Here is a 15,570-nt window from a genome sequence, read left to right as displayed (position 1 = left end):
GCCATGGAAAGCCTCTACCTGTTGATCCCGCTGTCGGTGCTGATCGCGCTCGGCGGCGGCCTCCTGTTCTGGTGGGCCACGCGCGCCGGCCAGTTCGACGACCTCGAGGGCCGGCGCACCGCATCCTGCAGGATGACGACAGCGCCAGTCCGGACGGCGGCGATAAGGTCGATCCGGACGCCGACGGCCGCGGGCCGAAAGGCGGGCCGTCGGCTTGAACGTACGGGCCCGGCCGGATCGGCCGAGGCGTGGGCGTGAATGCGTAGGAGCGGCTTCAGCCGCGAATCGTCGCAATGCCGCCGATGGTGGCGGTCTCCACGATTCGCGGCTGAAGCCGCTCCTACAATGATGTGCGTTCGGCGTTCGGCGTTCGGCGTTCGGCGTTCGGGCTGGCGTCAGCGGCGTTGCTGCGCCTGCGGGTCATGGGCCATGCGGGCTTCCTCCGCCAGCACATGCTTGCGCACGTACCAGCCGATATAGCTGGCCATGCCGACGATGAAGCCGATGGTCAGCAGGCTGAGGATGCCGATATCGGTGGTGAGCAGGTCTTGCAGCGGGACGTTCATGGTCATCTCCGGTCGGAAAGGTACGTGACCATTGAACCGCGTTCCGCCGGAGGGGTCCTTGAGGTGGATCAAGCCTTGCGCTCGGCCGTGGCGGCGACCTGTTTGCCGCCGTGTCGTCGCAAGCCCGTTCCGGCATGGCCGACGCTCGTCGTAGGTCGGGCTTTACGCCCGACGGCGGCCTCGGTAGGCGGCGCTGTCGGGCGTAAAGCCCGACCTAGGGGATGAAATTTCCAGCGTCGCCGATGATCGATCGATGGCCGATCACCGGACACCGATCGCTGGCCCGTTCAGGCGTTGCCCTGCGTCGCCAGGCCGATCGCGAACTTCTCCGCCATCTCGGGCAAGAGCCGCAGCGCCTCGGCGTTCGAGGGCGAGAACACCGCCTCGGCCGCGGCGTGCCAGTCGCGCCACTGGTATTGCACGTGCTCGCGCTCGGACAGCACCGGCTCGAAGCGCGCCGGCACCAAGAGGCCGAACACGTGCTCGGTGTTGCGCAACACGCCCGGCGCATAGCGGTGGCGCCAGACCTCGTAGATCTCCCACTCGTTGACGATGCCCCAGTCCTGCAGCTGCGCCGGCGCGGCGTCGAGGCCGACTTCCTCCTTCACCTCGCGCAGCGCGGTGTCGCGCGGCAGTTCGTCGGCCTCGAGGCTGCCGGTGACCGACTGCCAGGCGTGGCGCACGTCGGCGCGTTCGATGATCAGGGCTTCCAGCGCCGGGTGTAGATCACCACCAGCACCGATTCCGGGCGTTTGTAGGGTTTGTTCATGGGAAGGGCAGGGCGGGAAGCGGACCGCGCCATTGTAGCGACCCTCGCCGCGCTTGCACTGGCCGGGAAGGCTTTCACCATGGAGGACGCCGAGGACACGGAGGAAAACGGACGGGGGACAGCTTTTCCCTCCGCGTCCTCGGCGTCCTCCGCGGTGCAACCTTGGAATCGATGTCCCTAGGGTGCCGCCAGCGCGCCGCGCCAGTACTCGGCCAGCGCTTGCGGCAGCTCGCTGCGGAAATCGGGCCGCAGCAGCGCGAACACCGGGTCGGCCAGCAGCGTGCGCAGCTTGCACGGGTAGTCGAGCGACTGCCACAGCCCGCGGGTCAGCGCGTAGCTGCGCAGCAGCAGGCTGCCGCCGCGGCCGTCCGGCAGGCCGAGCGCGCGGTCGACCGCGGCGCCGGCGCGCGCCAGCGCGTGGGTGAGGTCGAGCTTGAAGACGCGCAGCTGCTCGTCGCTGAGGTTCTGCTCGAGCACGCTGTAGGCCATCGCGTCGAGCCGCATCAGCTCGGGGTGGGCGTCGAGGTAGGCGACGAAGTGGTCGATGAAGCGCGCCAGCACGACTTCGCCCCGGCCGGTGGCCGCCTCGAACACCGCGGCGGTCTCGGCCAGCAGACTGCCGAGCTCCTCGCTCAGCAGGGCGACGAAGATCTCTTCCTTGGTGCGGAAGTACAGGTAGACCGTGCCCTTGGCCAGCCCGGCCGCCTCGGCGATGCGGGCGGCGGAGGGCAGCTGGTGGCTGTCGGCCAGGAACAGCCCGCGCGCGGCGGCCAGGATGGCGGCGCGGCGGGCCAGCTTGTCGTCTTGGGCAAGGGCGCGCTGGGTCATGGGCGCGATTGTAGCTTCGCCGGGAGGCGCGGCCCGGCTAGTTCTTCATCAGCTGGTAGGCCACCTTGCTCTGCAGCGAGCGCGGCGCCAGCCGGTTGGACAGGATGGTGAGCTTGTTGCCCAGGCCCGGCACCACGCTGGGGACGCCCTTGAACAGCGCGGCGAGGCCGATCTGCGCCACCGGCCGCGACTGCATCATCATCAGCCGCTGGTAGGGCGTCGGCCGCTGGCCCGAGGCGTCGAGGAAGCCGGTGGCGGTGATGCCGGGCGACAGCACGCTGACGGTGACGCCGCGCGGCGCCAGCTCGGTGTGGAGCGCCTCGCCGAACAGCAGCACGTAGGCCTTGCTGGCCGAGTAGGCGGCGTAGGTCGGGGTGGCCTGGTAGCCGCCGATGCTGGCCACCAGCAGCACGTGGCCGCCGCCGCGGCGCGCCATGTCGCCGGCGAACGCGTGGGTCAGCTCGGTCAGGCTCAGCATGTTGAGCTGCAGCATCTCGAGCGTCTTCTCGAGCGGCTGGTCGAGGAAGGGGCCGTAGACGCCGAAGCCGGCGTTGTTGATCAGCACGTCGACGGCGATGCCGCGGGCGTCGAGCCGCTGCTTGAGCTCGGCGCCGACGCCCGGCCGCGCCAGGTCGATGCCCTCGACCACCGTCTCGACGCCGTGGCGGGTGCGCAATTCGTCGGCCAGCGCCTGCATCGGCTCGGTACGGCGCGCCGCCAGCACCAGGTTGGCGCCGCGTTCGGCCAGCAGCGCGGCGAAGTCCTTGCCGAAGCCGCTCGATGCGCCGGTGACCAGCGCCCATTTTCCCTTGAGGTCTTGCATGTCCGATTGTCCCCTGTGTTGATGACCAATGGTCATTTGATGGGTGCGAACCATAAATGACCACTGGTCATTGGTCAATCCGGATTGATTCGAAAAGGAATTCGGTGCGACGAACGGTGTTGAGAAGCAGTGAAATGTGAAAGGTGAAACGTGAAATGCGGACCCCATCCCCGGCCTACGCCGGCCGCCCCAACCGCCCCCTTGAAGGGGGAGGAGCAGGGCGCACCCGTTTCAAGGGGCCGTGATCGTTAAACGTGTCGCAATGCGACTCCCTCCCCTTCAAGGGGAGGGCTGGGGCGGGGATGGGGTCCACGTTTCACATTTCACCTTTCACTTTTCACAGCCCTACAACATCCCAGGCCAGCTTGGCGATCAGCACCGTCACCAGCGCGATGAACAGCTTGCGGATCAGCGCCGTGCCGCCGGCCACCGCCAGCCGGGTGCCGACCAGCGCGCCGGACATGTTGGCGACCGCCATCGGGATCGCGTAGTGGTAGAGCACGTTGCCGTGCGGGATGAAGAAGCACAGCGCGGCCAGGTTGGTGCTGACGTTGACCACCTTGGCCGCGCTCGAGGCGCGCAGGAAGTCGAAGCCGAAGAAGCGGATGAACAGGAAGATCAGGAAGCTGCCGGTGCCAGGGCCGAAGAAGCCGTCGTAGAAGCCGATCGCGCCGCCGATCGCCAGCGCGATGGCCAGCTCGCGCCGGCCGATGCGGCTGGGCCGGTGCAGCGCGCCGAAATCCTTCTTCCACAGCGTGTAGCCGAGCATGCCGAGCAGCAGCACCAGCACCAGCGGCCGCATCAGCTCCTTGGGCAGGTAGCTGACCGCGGCGGCGCCGGCGAAGGACAGCGCGAAGGCGGTGACCGCGGCTGGGATCACCAGCTTCCAGGCGATGTCGACGTGGCGCGCGTAGCGCCAGGTGGCGGTGAGGGTGCCGAACACCGAGGCGAACTTGTTGGTGCCGAACAGCGTGGCGGGCGGCTGCTGCGGCATCACCGCGAACAGGCCGGGAATCTGCACCAGCCCGCCGCCGCCGACCGCGGCGTCGATCAGGCCGGCGGCGAAGGAGAGCAGGACCAGGGGAAGCAATTCGAGCAGGGCGAGTTCGGGCATGGCGGGGCACGGCGGGGAGGAGGGCCCGATGGTAGGGCCTGCGCGGCGGCGGCGGTAGATACAGTGCGGCCGCCGATCGACGGAGCGCCTGCTAGTCTTGCCGTGCCGCCGCGCCGCCGGGCAGAAGCCGCTCGATCTCCTGCGCCGCCCGCTCGAAATCGAGCCGGTCGAAGGCCTGGCGCAGGCTGGCCAGCGCGCCGGCCGGCAGCACGGCAGCCAGGCGCGGCGCGAGCGCCTCGAAAGCGTCGAGCGCCGCCAGGTTGCGCGCATGCAGCCGGTCCAGCAGCGCCTCGATCTCGGCCGCGGCGGGCGGTTCGGGCGGGGTCGGCGGCGGCGCTTCGGCCGCCAGCGGGTGGTCGGCCAGCCAGCGCGCCAGCTGCGGCTCGAAGCCGGCGATCTCGCGCGCCAGTTCGGGCAGCTTGGCCGCGGCCTGGCCCGCCTCGCCCTCGCGCAGCAGCGCCTCCATGGTCTTGGCGCAGGAGGCGATCGCCAGCGCGCCGAAGGCGCCGGCGGTGCCCTTGAGCGTATGCAGCGCGCGCTGCGCGTCCGGCGTCTCGTCCCGGGCGAAATGGCCGGCCAGCCTGGCCTCGATCGTGCGCAGTTCGCCGAGGAAGCTGTCGACCAGCAGGTGGGCGGTGCGGTTGTCGGCATTGGCCTGGGCCAGCCATTCGTCGAGCCGGGCCAGCGAGGCCGGCGCCGGCACCAGCGTCAGCCGCCGGCCCAGCGCCGCCAGCAGCTGGGCCAGCTCGATCGGCTTGGGCACGATCTCGTCCATGCCGCAGGCGAAGCACTGCGCGCGTTCCGATTCCATCACGCCGGCGGTGACGGCGATCACCGGCAGCGTCAGCTTCAGCTCTTCGCGGATCAGCCGGGTGGCGGTGAAGCCGTCCATCACCGGCATCTGCACGTCCATCAGCACGCAGGCGTAGCGCGTCGGCGCCGCGCGCAGCGCATCGACCGCCAGCTGGCCGTTGCCGACGATGTCGACCGCGGCGCCGAGCGATTCGAGCACGCCGCGCGCCACGATCTGGTTGAAGGCGTTGTCCTCGGCCACCAGGAGGCGCAGGCCGTCGAGCCGCACGCCCGGCTGGTCCTGGGCGTCGCGCGGCGCCGGCAGGATGTCCTCGCCGGCCAGCGCGCAGGCCTGCAGCACCGCGTCGAACAGCGAGGAACCGGTCACCGGCTTGCTCAGCACGGCGTCGATCCGTTCGCCGCCGCTGGCTTCGAGCATGCGTTCGCGATTGAAGGCGGTCACCATCAGCACCGCCGGCGGCGCGCCCTCGCCGGCCGCGGCCTCGCGCAGCGCGCGCAGCGTCTCGAGACCGTCGCGGCCCGGCATCTGCCAGTCCAGCAGCGCCACGTCGTAGCGCTGGCCGCGCGCCGCGGCGCCGACCAGCGCGGCGATCGCCTGGCCGCCGTCGGCGGCGGCCTCGACCTGCCAGCCGAGCGCCTCGGCGGTCTCGCGGATGGCGTTGCGCGAGCGCGGATTGTCGTCGACCAGCAGCACCCGCAGCCGCTCCAGGCCGCGCCGCAGCTGCCGCGGCTGGCTGCCGCGGTCGCGCCGCAGCGGGGCGTCGAACCAGAATTCGCTGCCGCGCCCCAGCGTGCTGTTCACGCCCATGCGGCCGCCCATCATCTCGACCAGCCGCTTGCAGATCACCAGGCCCAGCCCGCTGCCGCCGAAGCGGCGGGTGGTCGAGCTGTCGGCCTGGGTGAACGGCGCGAACAGCCGCGCCTGCTGCGCCGCCGACAGGCCGATGCCGGTGTCGCAGACCTCGAAGCGCAGCGTCACGACGTCCTGCAGCGCCTCGACCAGCTGCACCCACAGGCTGATCTCGCCGGCCTCGGTGAACTTGATCGCGTTGCCGACCAGGTTGACCAGCACCTGCTGCAGCCGCAGCGCGTCGCCGACCAGGGTGCGCGGGATCTCGCGCGAGACGTGGATGATCAGCTCGAGGTTCTTGGCCGCGGCGTTGACCGACATGATGGTGGCGACGGTGTCGATCACCTCGCCGAGGTCGAACGCCTCGTTGACCAGCTCGAGCCGGCCGGCCTCGATCTTGGAGAAGTCGAGGATGTCGTTGAGGATGCCCAAGAGCGAGCGGCCCGACACGTTGATCATGTGCACGTATTCGCGCTGGTCGTGGTCCAGCCCGGTGTGTTCGAGCAACTGGGTCATGCCCAGCACGGCGTTGAGCGGGGTGCGGATCTCGTGGCTCATGTTGGCCAGGAATTCGCTCTTGGCGCGGCTGGCCGCCTCGGCCTGCTCCTTGGCGCGCGCCAGCGCGCGCTGGGCCTCGCGCTCGGCGCCGACGTCGCGGGCGATGCCGAGGAAGCCGGCGACCCCACCGTCGGCGTCGCGGATCACGCTGACCACCAGGCTCACGCTCAGCCGGCTGCCGTCCTTGCGCACGTAGGTCCATTCGCCGGCGTCGGATTCGTGCCGCCGCGCCCGCCGCACCACCGCCTCGAAGCCTGCCGGCGCCGCTTCTTCCATCGGCCCGCGGTCGGCCTCGTTGCGCTCGGCCAGCTCCTCGGCCAGGTGCAGCACGGCCGGCGTGGCGCGGCCCACCAGTTCGTCGGCGGCGTAGCCGAGCATGCGCTCGGCGCCGCTGCTGAACAGCGTGATCACGCCGTCGGGCCGGGTGGCGACGATGGCGAATTCGCGCGCGGCGTCGATCACGCCCTGCAGCTGGTTGCGCGTCTCCACCAGCCGCTGCTCGGCCAGCTTCTGCGCCGAGATGTCGCGCACGATGGCGATCACCCGCACCTCGCCGGCGCCCTCGACCGGCCCCAGCGCGATGTCGACCGGGAACACGCTGCCGTCGGCGCGGCAACCCTTGAGGTCGAGCCGGGCGTCGACGTAGCGCTGGCTCGGGCTCTGCATGTAGCGCGCCACCTGGGCCTGGTGGCCGGCGCGCACGGCCGGCGGCAGCAGCATGTCGATCGACTGGCCGATCATCGCCTCCTGCGGATGGCCGAACAGCCGCACCGCGCTGCTGGAGACCACCTTGATGCGGCCGGCCGAATCGATGCCGATGATGGCCTCGGGCGCATCCTCGATCAGCTTGCGGAAGCGCGCCTCGGTCGACTTGCGGTCGGTCACGTCCCAGTTGAGCCCGACCATCCGCACCGGCCGGCCGGCGGCGTCGCGCTGCACCAGCGCGGCGGCCCGGATGTCGCGCACCGCGCCGCCGGGCAGCACGATGCGGAAATCGGTGGCGAATTCGCGCCGGCCGGCCAGCGCGTCGGCCAGCAGCGCCTCGGTCGGCGCCAGGTCGTCCGGATGCACGCGCAGCCGCCAGGCCTGGTAGCGGTCGGGCTCGTCGGCGGCGTCGGTCTGGTACAGCCGGTCCATCTCGGCGTCCACAGCTGGCTGCCGTCGACCAGGTTCCAGTCCCATACCGCCAGCCGCGCCGAGCGGGTGGCCAGCTCGAGCCGCTCCGACAGCTGGCGGATCGACCATTCGTGCTGGCGCCGTTCGGAGATGTCCTCGACCTGGATGATCAGCTCGCGCTCGGCGCGCGGATCGGCGCCGAGCAGCAGCGAGACGTTGACGCGGGTCCAGATCGGATGGCCGTCGCGGTGCAGGTAGCGCTTCTCCAGCGTGCAGTGGGCGATCTCGCCGCGCTGCAGCCGCGCCAGCACCTCGCGCGAGGTATGCGCGTCGTCGGGATGGGAGAAGTCCTCGCCGCGCCGGCCCAGCAGTTCCTCGCGGCGGTAGCCGGCCATGCGGCACATCGCGTCGTTGACCTCGCGGATGGTGCCCTGCATGTCGGCCAGCGCGAAGCCGGTGCCGGCGCATTCGAGCGCGCCGCGGAAGCGCTGCTCGCTGGCGCGCAGGCTGGCCTGGCGCCGCCGCATCTCCTCGGCCGCCAGGCCCAGGAGGGTGGGGAACAGGCTGGTCACGCCGACCGCGGCCCAGGTCTCGAGCGCGCCGTGGGCGGCGATCACCGGCTCGATCGGCACCCAGCCGGCCAGCATGCCGAAGCCCAGCAGCAGCACGCACAGATTGCACACCACGGCCGCCGCGATCACGCCGTCGCGCAGCCCGATCAGCATCAGCGGCAGCGCGATGTAGACGAAGGGGTAGGGCAGGAAGTGCAGCGCCAGCAGCGCGAACAGGCCGGTGCCGCCAAGGTAGGCGGCCAGCCGGCGCAGGCTCGTCCGCGGCATGCCGGAGGTCGAGGCGGCGGGCCGGTGGCTCAGCGCCGGCAGGCCGATCATGGCGAGGCCGACCACGTCGCCGACCCACCAGTTCATGAAGGCCGGGTAGGGTCGGCGCCGGTGCAGAGCCACAGCGCGAAGCTGCCCACCAGGCCGCCGGCGGTGGCGGCCAGCACGCCGTAGATCGGCAGGATCCAGAGGCTGTCGTCGAGCCGCAGCGGTCCGGCGATCACCTGCGGCAGCTGGCGCCGCACCAGCCAGGTGGCCAGCAGCACCACCGCCAGGTTGCCGGCGCACAGCCCCAGCGCCAGCGGCGGGGCGTCGCCGGCGGCCAGGCTGGCCAGCAGGTTGCCGGCGGCGAAGGCCAGCGCCAGCCGCCCCAGCCGCGCGCGCGGCGCGCGCATCAGCACGGCGAAGCCGACCGCGTTGGCGACCCAGATGAAGGCGATCGGGCCGGCCGTGCGCGACAGCTTGATGCAGGCCAGCGACAGCGCGAAGGTCAGCGCGGCCAGCAGCCACGGCGAAACCGGCGCGGCGGCGGGCGGCCGGGTGGGCGCGTCGGGCATGCGCCTTCTCCTCGTTCAGGGAACTCGTACACGCGCGCGGGATGCCGGCCGGGCGGGCCGGCGGCGATCGTCCTTGCCGCCGCGGATGCGCCGGGCGGGCGCCTGGCCGGGGCCTGCGCGCCGGCGCCGCGGGGCGAGCGGTTCGACCCCGGCCCGCCGCCTCGCGTTCACCGCGCCGGCGCCGGCTGCGGCGCGGGGCAAGGCGAAACCCGGCATGGCGGACCCATTCAAACTAGGATAAAAACGCGCCCGGCGAGGCACCCGATCGCGGGATCGGCGATCGAATCGCGCCGGGCGCCGGGACAACGACGCCTACATATCCACGCCGACCGGCCGCCGACGCCGGCCGAGCGCACCCGAGCACCGAGGACGAAGCCATGCTGCGCGACGCTTTGGAGCGGCCGAGCCGCATCCTGATCATCGACGACCGGATCGACGACATCAAACTGCTCAAGGCCGGGCTCGACGGCTGCGGCGAGCTGGCCTTCGCCACCGACGGCGAACGGGCCTGGCGCTGGCGCGCAGCCTGCAGCCGGACCTGGTGCTGCTCGACCTCGAACTGCCCGACGTGCATGGCTTCGAGGTCTGCCGCCGGCTCCGCGCCGAGGCGCGCAACGCCCACTGCGCGGTGATCTTCGTCACCGCCCACGCCGACCACGACAACGAACTCGCCGCGCTCGACGTCGGCGGCGTCGACTTCATCCACAAGCCGATCAACATGCCGGTGGCGCGCGCCCGGGTCGAGACCCAGCTCAGGCTGCGCCGCCAGCTCGACGCGCTGCACCGCTCGCAGGCCGACATCCAGGCCATCATCGACCACGTGCCGGCGCTGATCGGCTACTGGGACGCCGAACTGCGCAACCGCTTCGCCAACTCGGCCTACACGCCGTGGTTCGGCCTGCCGCCGTCGCAGATCCGCGGCAAGCACCTGCGCGAGGTGATCGGCGACGTACGCTTCATCGCCGATTCGCCGCATATCCAGGGCGCGCTGCGCGGCGAATCGCAGCTGTTCGAGCGCGAGGTGCTGACGCCGTCGGGCGAGGTCCGCTTCGGCCAGGTCAGCCTGGTGCCCGACGTGCGCGAGGGCCGGGTGCACGGCTTCTTCGCGCTGATGACCGACATCACCGCGCGGCGCCAGGCCGAGCAGGCGCTGCACGACAACGCCCGGCTGATGGCCAGCCGCATCGTGCAGCTGGCCGAGCGCGACGCGCTGACCGACCTGCCCAACCGCACGCTGATCAACGTGCGGCTGGGCAATGCCATCCTGCGCGCGCAGCAGGATGGCTACCGCTTCGCCGTGCTGGTGCTCGACGTCGATCGCTTCCAGTACGTCAACGATTCGCAAGGCCACGCCACCGGCGACCTCTTGCTGCAGGCGATGGCCGAGCGGCTGTCGCTGAACCTGCGCGCGGCCGACATGGTGGGCCGGCCCGGCGGCGACGAGTTCGTGATCCTGCTCGAGCACGCCGATTCGGACGAGATGGTGGTGCAGGTGGCCGACAAGCTGCTGGCGGCGGTCTCGGCGCCGTACGAAATCGACGGCAAGCGCTTCGACCTGACCTTCAGCATGGGCATCTGCCTCTACCCGGACGACGGCCAGGACCACGAGACGCTGATGAGCCGTGCCGACGCCGCGCTGCACCGCGCCAAGGCGGCCGGCCGCAACCGCTACCAGTTCTACGTCGCCGAGATCGGCGACCTGATCCTGGCGCGCCACGCGCTGGAGCGCCATCTGCGCGACGCGATGGACCAGCAGCTGTTCACCGTCCACTACCAGCCGCAGATCGACGCCGGCTCGCGCCGTATCGTCGGCGTCGAGGCGCTGGTGCGCTGGGTGCGCGCCGACGGCCAGCTGGTGCCGCCGGCGCAGTTCGTGCCGCTGGCCGAGGAATGCGGCCTGATCGTGCCGCTGGGCAAGTTCGTACTGCGCGAGGCCTGCCGCCAGGCGCGCGCCTGGAACGACGCCGGCCTGCCGCCGATGCGGATGGCGGTCAACATCGCCGCCAGCCAGTTCGTCGACAAGGGTTTCGTCGAGATGGTGACGACGACGCTGGCGCAGACCGGCCTGCCGGCCAGCCAGCTCGAGCTGGAGATCACCGAGGGCACGCTGCTGATCGACGCCCAGCGCACCCGCGCGGTGCTGGACGACCTCAAGCGGCTCGGCATCTCGATCGCGATCGACGACTTCGGCACCGGCTATTCCTCGCTGAGCTACCTCAAGCGCTTCCCGATCGACGTGCTGAAGATCGACCAGTCCTTCGTGCGCGACGTGCTGACCGACCCGAGCGATGCCGCCATCGTCTCGGCCATCATCAAGATGGCGCAGAGCCTCCGGCTCGACCTGGTGGCCGAGGGCGTCGAGCGCGAGGCGCAGTTCCACTACCTGCGCGCGGAGGGCTGCGAGGTGATGCAGGGCTACTATTTCTCGCGCCCCGGCGACGCGCGGACCATCACCGATTTCATCCGCGACTGGCTATTGCAGGCGGCGTAGGCATCCGATCGTCGCCATAGGCGCGCGTAGGCGCGGCTTCAGCCGCGAATGGGCCGAGCACCCACCGGCGCCATTCCCGGCTGAAGCCGCTCCTGCGGTACCGTCCACGGCGCAGGTATGATTGCCCCCGGCATCAATCGCCCGGCGGACTGTCCGCCGGCGCAACCGGTGAATCCACCCATGCAGATACTCCGAACCAGCCGCCTGACCCTGCGCACGCTGGCCGAAGACGACGCGGCCTTCATCCTCGAATTGCTCAACGATCTGGGCTGGCTGCGCTATATCGGCGACCGCGGCGTGCGCACGCTCGACGACGCCCGCCGCTACATCGTCGACGGCCCGGCGGCGATGCAGCTGCGCCACGGCTTCAGTCTCTACCTGGTCGAGCGCGCCAAAGACGGCGCGGCGCTCGGCCTGTGCGGCCTGATCCGGCGCGCGGGCCTGGCCGACGTCGACATCGGCTTCGCCTTCCTGGCCCGCCACCGCGGCCAGGGCTACGCCAGCGAGGCCGCCGAGGCGGTGATGGCGCACGCGACCGGCCCGCTGGGCCTGACCCGCATCGTCGGCATCACGCTGCCGGAGAACGCCGCCTCGATCCGGCTGCTCGGCCAGCTGGGCCTGGCCTTCGAGCGCACCGTGACGCTGCCGGGCAGCGACGAGGTGCTGATGCTGTTCGGCTACGGGCCGGACCCGGCGGCGGCCGACGCCGGCAGCTGAACCGGGCGGCAGGAAGCCATCCCGTATCGCGGCGGCCACGGCCGGTTCCGAGGGCGTAGGTCGGGCTTCATGCCCGACAGCGATCTCGGCCGGCGGCGCCGTCGGGCATGAAGCCCGACCTACGTCCGTGCCACGCCCGGCCTGCAATCGATCCGGCCGCCGTCCGTTCCGACGCGGCCACCTCCAACCCGGAGCCCCCGCCATGTTCCTGCGCACCCTGATCCCCGCCCTGGCCCTGCTGGCCGCAAGCCATCTGCCGGCCGCGGCCGCCGACGATCCGCAGGCCGCGCTGCGGGCGCGGCTGGCCCGGCTCGACGCCTTGCGCGCCGAGCGGCCCGGCGACGGCCTGCTGGTCTATTACCAGGCGATGACCTACGCCGGGCTCGGCGAGCGCGACAAGGCGCTCGCCGCGCTGGGCAGCCTGCAGGGGCGCCGGCTGGGCCTTTTGCCGGCGCCCGGGCTCGGCTTCGACGCGCTGTGGGACGACCCGGCCTTCCAGGTGCTGCGCTTCAAGCTCGAGGACGAGGAGCCGAAGACGCCCGAAGCGCCGATCGGCTTCCGCCTGCGCGACGCGCGGCTGATCCCGGAGGGCATCGCCTACGACCCGGCCGGCCGCCGCTTCTTCGTCGGCAGCATCGCCCAGCGCAAGATCCTGGCGGTCGACCGCAACGGCCGCGCGCGCGATTTCTCGCAGCCGGGCGACGGGCTCGACGCGGTGCTGGGCCTCGCCGTCGACGCGCCGCGCAAGGCGCTCTACGCGGTCAGCAGCAATGCCCTGCTGGCCGGCGCCACGCCGCGGCGCAACGCGGTGCTGCGCTACGACCTGGCGCGCGGCAAGCGGGCGGCGCGCCACGAGGCGCCCGAGGCGAGCCAGCTCAACGACGTGGCGGTGGCTGCCGACGGCACGCTGTACGCCACCGATTCGGCCGCCGGCACGCTGTTCCGCATGCGGCCGGGCCAGGTCTCGCTGCACCGCTTCGGCGAGGCCGGCGCCCTGCGCGGCGCCAATGGCGTGGCGGTGGCGCCGGACGGCACGGTCTACGTCACGCTGTCGACCGGCATCGCCCGGGTCGACCCGGCCAGCGCCGAGATGCAGCGGCTGCCGCAGCCCGATACGGTGGTGACCGGCGGCATCGACGGCCTCTACTGGCACGAGGGCGCGCTGCTCGGCATCCAGAATTCGACCAATCCGGGCCGGGTGGTGCGCATCGCGCTGGCCGACGGCGGCACGCGCATCGACGGGCTGACGGTGCTGCAGTCGCACCTGCATCCCGATTTCGCCGAGCCGACCACCGGCGCCATCGCCGGTTCGGCGCTGTACGTGATCGCCAATTCCTTCGTCGGCCACTACCAGCCCGACGGCTCGCTGAACGACCCGGCCGCGCTGCGGCGGACGGTGGTGGTGGCGGTGCCGTTGCGGCGGTGAAAGGGGCCTGCCAGGCCTGGTAGCCGGCCCGGTCCTTCAGAGGGAGACCGTCGCCGCTTGTCCTCGATGTAAGGATCGCCGCCGCGGGTGGAGCGATCTTGGCAAAGTATGGATATGAACTGCCATACGAGTTGATGCGACGTAAGCCTCTCCCTTCGGGAGAGGGCAGGGTGAGGGAGCGACGGTTCAGTTGTCGCTACCGGTTCTAACGAGGACCGCATTGCCTGGGCACGCAGGAGCGGGCAGCGATCTCTGAATCGTCGCTCCCTCACCCCTCCCCGTTTCTGCCAAGCAGGAACGGGTGCCTCTCCCGGAGGGAGAGGGGAGACGACGGACAGTGCATAGATTCCGAGTGGGACGATTTTCGATTGAGTTAACGATAACTTCATCTCCACGCAATACGCCGGCAACGGCCGGAATGGATGCTGGCCGACCGGCGCGGCACCTCCGCGCCGTCCATCCCTTCCTCGCTCCGGAGTCCCCATGCGCCTTCGCTTCATCCTGCCCGCACTGTCGCTGGCCGGCCTCGCCGGCCCGGCCTTCGCCCTCAACATCGTGCTCAGCAACGACGACGGCCTGTCGGCCAACGTCAAGGCGCTCTACGCCGAGCTCAAGGCGGCCGGCCACGACGTGGTGGTGTCGGTGCCGTGCCAGAACCAGAGCGGCAAGGGCGCCTCGGCCAATTTCCTCACCCCGATCACCCCGCTGGCCAAGGCCTGCCGCAACGCCGCCGCCGCCGTCGGCGCGCCCGGCGTCGGCCCGATCGCCGGCCTGACCGACTTCCACTACGTCGACGGCACGCCGGTCATGGCCACCCTGTACGGCATCGACGTGCTGGCCGCGGCGCGCTGGAACAAGGCGCCCGACCTGGTGCTGTCCGGCCCCAACGAGGGCCAGAACACCGGCAGCATCGTCAACAGCTCGGGCACCGTCAGCAACGCCCAGATCGCCGCCTCGCGCGGCCTGCCGGCCATCGCGGTCAGCGCCGACACCAACACCACCGACCAGGACGGCCTGGCGGCCGAGGCCGCCAAGCTCACGCTCAAGCTGGTTGCGGCGCTGCAGGCCCGCGCCGGCAGCGGCCCGCTGCTGCCGGCCGGGGTGGCGCTCAACGTCAACTTCCCCAAGTTCGAGGCCGGCAAGTCGGCCGCACTGGCCTGGAGCTTCTCGCGCCACGGCAGCTACAACGCCTACAACCTGAAGTTCGTCGCCGACCTGTCGCAGGACCCGGTGGCCAAGGCCTACGGCCTCGGCGCCTATGCCTACCCGGGCCTCTCGCTGTACCCGCCGGCCGCCGCGCCGAGCGCCGAGCAGGCCAGCGACGAGGCGGCCGTCAACGCCGCCGGCAGGATCGCCGTCACCGCCATGCAGGTCGGCTTCGAAGCCCGCCCGGCCGCCCAGCAATGGCTGCGCCTGCGGCTGCGCGACCTGCTGGTCCAGTGAGGACGCCGCCGATGAAACGCATCCTGTTTCCCATGCTGGCCGCCGCGCTGCTGGCCGCCTGTTCCGACGGCGACGACAATAATGCGGACGCGCTGCCGGTGGCGCCCAAGGTCGCGGTCGAGTCGCTGGCCGCAGGCAGCTACACCGTCAGCCTCGGCGACGCCGCCGCGCCGACCGTGGGCCGCTACTACGCGGCCGCCGACGGCAGCCGCCTGTTGCTGGTCGGCGACGCCGACGGCCGCCTCCAGGCGCTGTACCGCCAGGCCGCCGGCCATGGCTGGGTGGCGGTGCCGGCGGCCAAGGCCGACGTCAGCGTCACGCTGCTGCGCGCCGATGCGGTCGCCCTGCCGGCGCCGACGGTCGCCGCCATGGCCGGCCGCTACGTGGCCGACGTCGCGGGCAAGCCGGCGGTGTTCACCGTCGCCGCCGACGGAACCATCGCGGCTGCGGCGGGCAGCGCTTGCAAGCTCGGCGGCAAGCTGAGCGCCGGCAAGCTGCCCGGCACATTGCAACTGGCGCTGACCGCGGCCGACTGCCCGAACCTGCCGGCCAGCGCCAGCGGCGTGTTGGCGGCCGACCCGGACTACGCGCCTGCGCGCTTCCGACTGGTGGCGGACGACGGCAATCTGTTGGTCGATCTGTGGGCCTACGCCGAATAAG

13 protein-coding genes and 2 pseudogenes are annotated in these 15,570 nt (G+C 71.5%); 7 read left to right on the top strand and 8 right to left on the bottom strand.

Going from position 1 to position 15,570, the window contains the following annotated elements:
- Nucleotides 1-3: 3 nt before the first annotated feature.
- Nucleotides 4-218, top strand: a pseudogene (ccoS, locus tag H9L41_RS16275) (cbb3-type cytochrome oxidase assembly protein CcoS).
- A gap of 177 nt (nucleotides 219-395) precedes the next feature.
- Here ccoS and H9L41_RS16270 read toward each other — a convergent pair.
- The 8 genes and pseudogenes from H9L41_RS16270 to H9L41_RS16240 all read right to left on the bottom strand — a co-directional run bounded on the left by H9L41_RS16270 (nucleotide 396) and on the right by H9L41_RS16240 (nucleotide 8,833).
- Nucleotides 396-566, bottom strand: a complete 171-nt coding sequence (locus tag H9L41_RS16270) for a DUF3149 domain-containing protein (protein WP_157461802.1) — start codon at nucleotides 564-566, stop codon at nucleotides 396-398.
- Between the two features lie 287 nt (nucleotides 567-853).
- On the bottom strand, nucleotides 854-1,249 hold the full coding sequence (nudB, locus tag H9L41_RS16265) for a dihydroneopterin triphosphate diphosphatase (RefSeq protein ID WP_308419526.1): 396 nt from the start codon (nucleotides 1,247-1,249) through the stop codon (nucleotides 854-856).
- Between the two features lie 263 nt (nucleotides 1,250-1,512).
- Complete coding sequence (locus H9L41_RS16260; RefSeq protein ID WP_051318680.1) at nucleotides 1,513-2,163, bottom strand: TetR/AcrR family transcriptional regulator; 651 nt, start codon at nucleotides 2,161-2,163, stop codon at nucleotides 1,513-1,515.
- Nucleotides 2,164-2,200: 37 nt separating this feature from the next.
- Nucleotides 2,201-2,986, bottom strand: a complete 786-nt coding sequence (locus H9L41_RS16255) for an SDR family NAD(P)-dependent oxidoreductase (RefSeq protein ID WP_034605894.1) — start codon at nucleotides 2,984-2,986, stop codon at nucleotides 2,201-2,203.
- A gap of 337 nt (nucleotides 2,987-3,323) precedes the next feature.
- A complete protein-coding gene (locus tag H9L41_RS16250; RefSeq protein WP_028444698.1) occupies nucleotides 3,324-4,100 on the bottom strand; it encodes a sulfite exporter TauE/SafE family protein in 777 nt (258 codons plus the stop codon).
- A gap of 91 nt (nucleotides 4,101-4,191) precedes the next feature.
- On the bottom strand, nucleotides 4,192-7,458 hold the full coding sequence (locus tag H9L41_RS16245) for a PAS domain S-box protein (RefSeq protein ID WP_187523481.1): 3,267 nt from the start codon (nucleotides 7,456-7,458) through the stop codon (nucleotides 4,192-4,194).
- Between the two features lie 167 nt (nucleotides 7,459-7,625).
- Nucleotides 7,626-7,964, bottom strand: a pseudogene (locus H9L41_RS25055) (PAS domain S-box protein); the annotation flags it as partial.
- A 395-nt stretch (nucleotides 7,965-8,359) separates the two neighbouring features.
- Nucleotides 8,360-8,833 carry an MASE1 domain-containing protein gene (locus H9L41_RS16240; RefSeq protein ID WP_187523480.1) on the bottom strand — a complete coding sequence of 158 codons (474 nt, stop codon included), beginning with the start codon at nucleotides 8,831-8,833 and terminating at the stop codon, nucleotides 8,360-8,362.
- A gap of 377 nt (nucleotides 8,834-9,210) precedes the next feature.
- On the opposite strand from H9L41_RS16240, the gene H9L41_RS16235 reads away from it, so the two are divergent.
- From H9L41_RS16235 to H9L41_RS16210, 6 genes are all read left to right on the top strand, one after another.
- A complete protein-coding gene (locus H9L41_RS16235) occupies nucleotides 9,211-9,465 on the top strand; it encodes a hypothetical protein (protein WP_187523479.1) in 255 nt (84 codons plus the stop codon).
- Nucleotides 9,375-11,324 carry a putative bifunctional diguanylate cyclase/phosphodiesterase gene (locus H9L41_RS16230; protein WP_187523478.1) on the top strand — a complete coding sequence of 650 codons (1,950 nt, stop codon included), beginning with the start codon at nucleotides 9,375-9,377 and terminating at the stop codon, nucleotides 11,322-11,324. The genes H9L41_RS16235 and H9L41_RS16230 overlap by 91 nt, the downstream gene beginning before the upstream one ends.
- A gap of 180 nt (nucleotides 11,325-11,504) precedes the next feature.
- Entirely contained in the window at nucleotides 11,505-12,041 is a 537-nt protein-coding gene (locus tag H9L41_RS16225) for a GNAT family N-acetyltransferase (protein ID WP_034605892.1), read from the top strand.
- Between the two features lie 202 nt (nucleotides 12,042-12,243).
- Nucleotides 12,244-13,467: an SMP-30/gluconolactonase/LRE family protein gene (locus tag H9L41_RS16220; RefSeq protein ID WP_028444696.1), complete on the top strand. Its 1,224-nt coding sequence runs from the start codon at nucleotides 12,244-12,246 to the stop codon at nucleotides 13,465-13,467.
- Nucleotides 13,468-13,950: 483 nt separating this feature from the next.
- Nucleotides 13,951-14,910 (top strand): 5'/3'-nucleotidase SurE, encoded by a 960-nt coding sequence (gene surE / locus H9L41_RS16215; protein WP_028444695.1) that lies wholly within the window; start codon nucleotides 13,951-13,953, stop codon nucleotides 14,908-14,910.
- A gap of 11 nt (nucleotides 14,911-14,921) precedes the next feature.
- A complete protein-coding gene (locus tag H9L41_RS16210) occupies nucleotides 14,922-15,569 on the top strand; it encodes a hypothetical protein (protein WP_028444694.1) in 648 nt (215 codons plus the stop codon).
- Nucleotide 15,570: the final 1 nt, after the last annotated feature.

The sequence above is a fragment of the Chitinimonas koreensis genome (assembly GCF_014353015.1).
Lineage (GTDB): Bacteria > Pseudomonadota > Gammaproteobacteria > Burkholderiales > Chitinimonadaceae > Chitinimonas > Chitinimonas koreensis.
Note: the sequence above shows the minus strand (reverse complement) of the source record. Positions and strands in the feature narration are given on the sequence as shown.

Coding starts and splice junctions, on each gene's coding strand:
- H9L41_RS16270 (WP_157461802.1), bottom strand. CDS start 566: ATGAACGTCCCGCTGCAAGACCTGCTCACCACCGATATCGGCATCCTC.
- H9L41_RS16260 (WP_051318680.1), bottom strand. CDS start 2,163: ATGACCCAGCGCGCCCTTGCCCAAGACGACAAGCTGGCCCGCCGCGCC.
- H9L41_RS16255 (WP_034605894.1), bottom strand. CDS start 2,986: ATGCAAGACCTCAAGGGAAAATGGGCGCTGGTCACCGGCGCATCGAGC.
- H9L41_RS16250 (WP_028444698.1), bottom strand. CDS start 4,100: ATGCCCGAACTCGCCCTGCTCGAATTGCTTCCCCTGGTCCTGCTCTCC.
- H9L41_RS16245 (WP_187523481.1), bottom strand. CDS start 7,458: ATGGACCGGCTGTACCAGACCGACGCCGCCGACGAGCCCGACCGCTAC.
- H9L41_RS16240 (WP_187523480.1), bottom strand. CDS start 8,833: ATGCCCGACGCGCCCACCCGGCCGCCCGCCGCCGCGCCGGTTTCGCCG.
- H9L41_RS16235 (WP_187523479.1), top strand. CDS start 9,211: ATGCTGCGCGACGCTTTGGAGCGGCCGAGCCGCATCCTGATCATCGAC.
- H9L41_RS16225 (WP_034605892.1), top strand. CDS start 11,505: ATGCAGATACTCCGAACCAGCCGCCTGACCCTGCGCACGCTGGCCGAA.
- H9L41_RS16220 (WP_028444696.1), top strand. CDS start 12,244: ATGTTCCTGCGCACCCTGATCCCCGCCCTGGCCCTGCTGGCCGCAAGC.
- surE (WP_028444695.1), top strand. CDS start 13,951: ATGCGCCTTCGCTTCATCCTGCCCGCACTGTCGCTGGCCGGCCTCGCC.
- H9L41_RS16210 (WP_028444694.1), top strand. CDS start 14,922: ATGAAACGCATCCTGTTTCCCATGCTGGCCGCCGCGCTGCTGGCCGCC.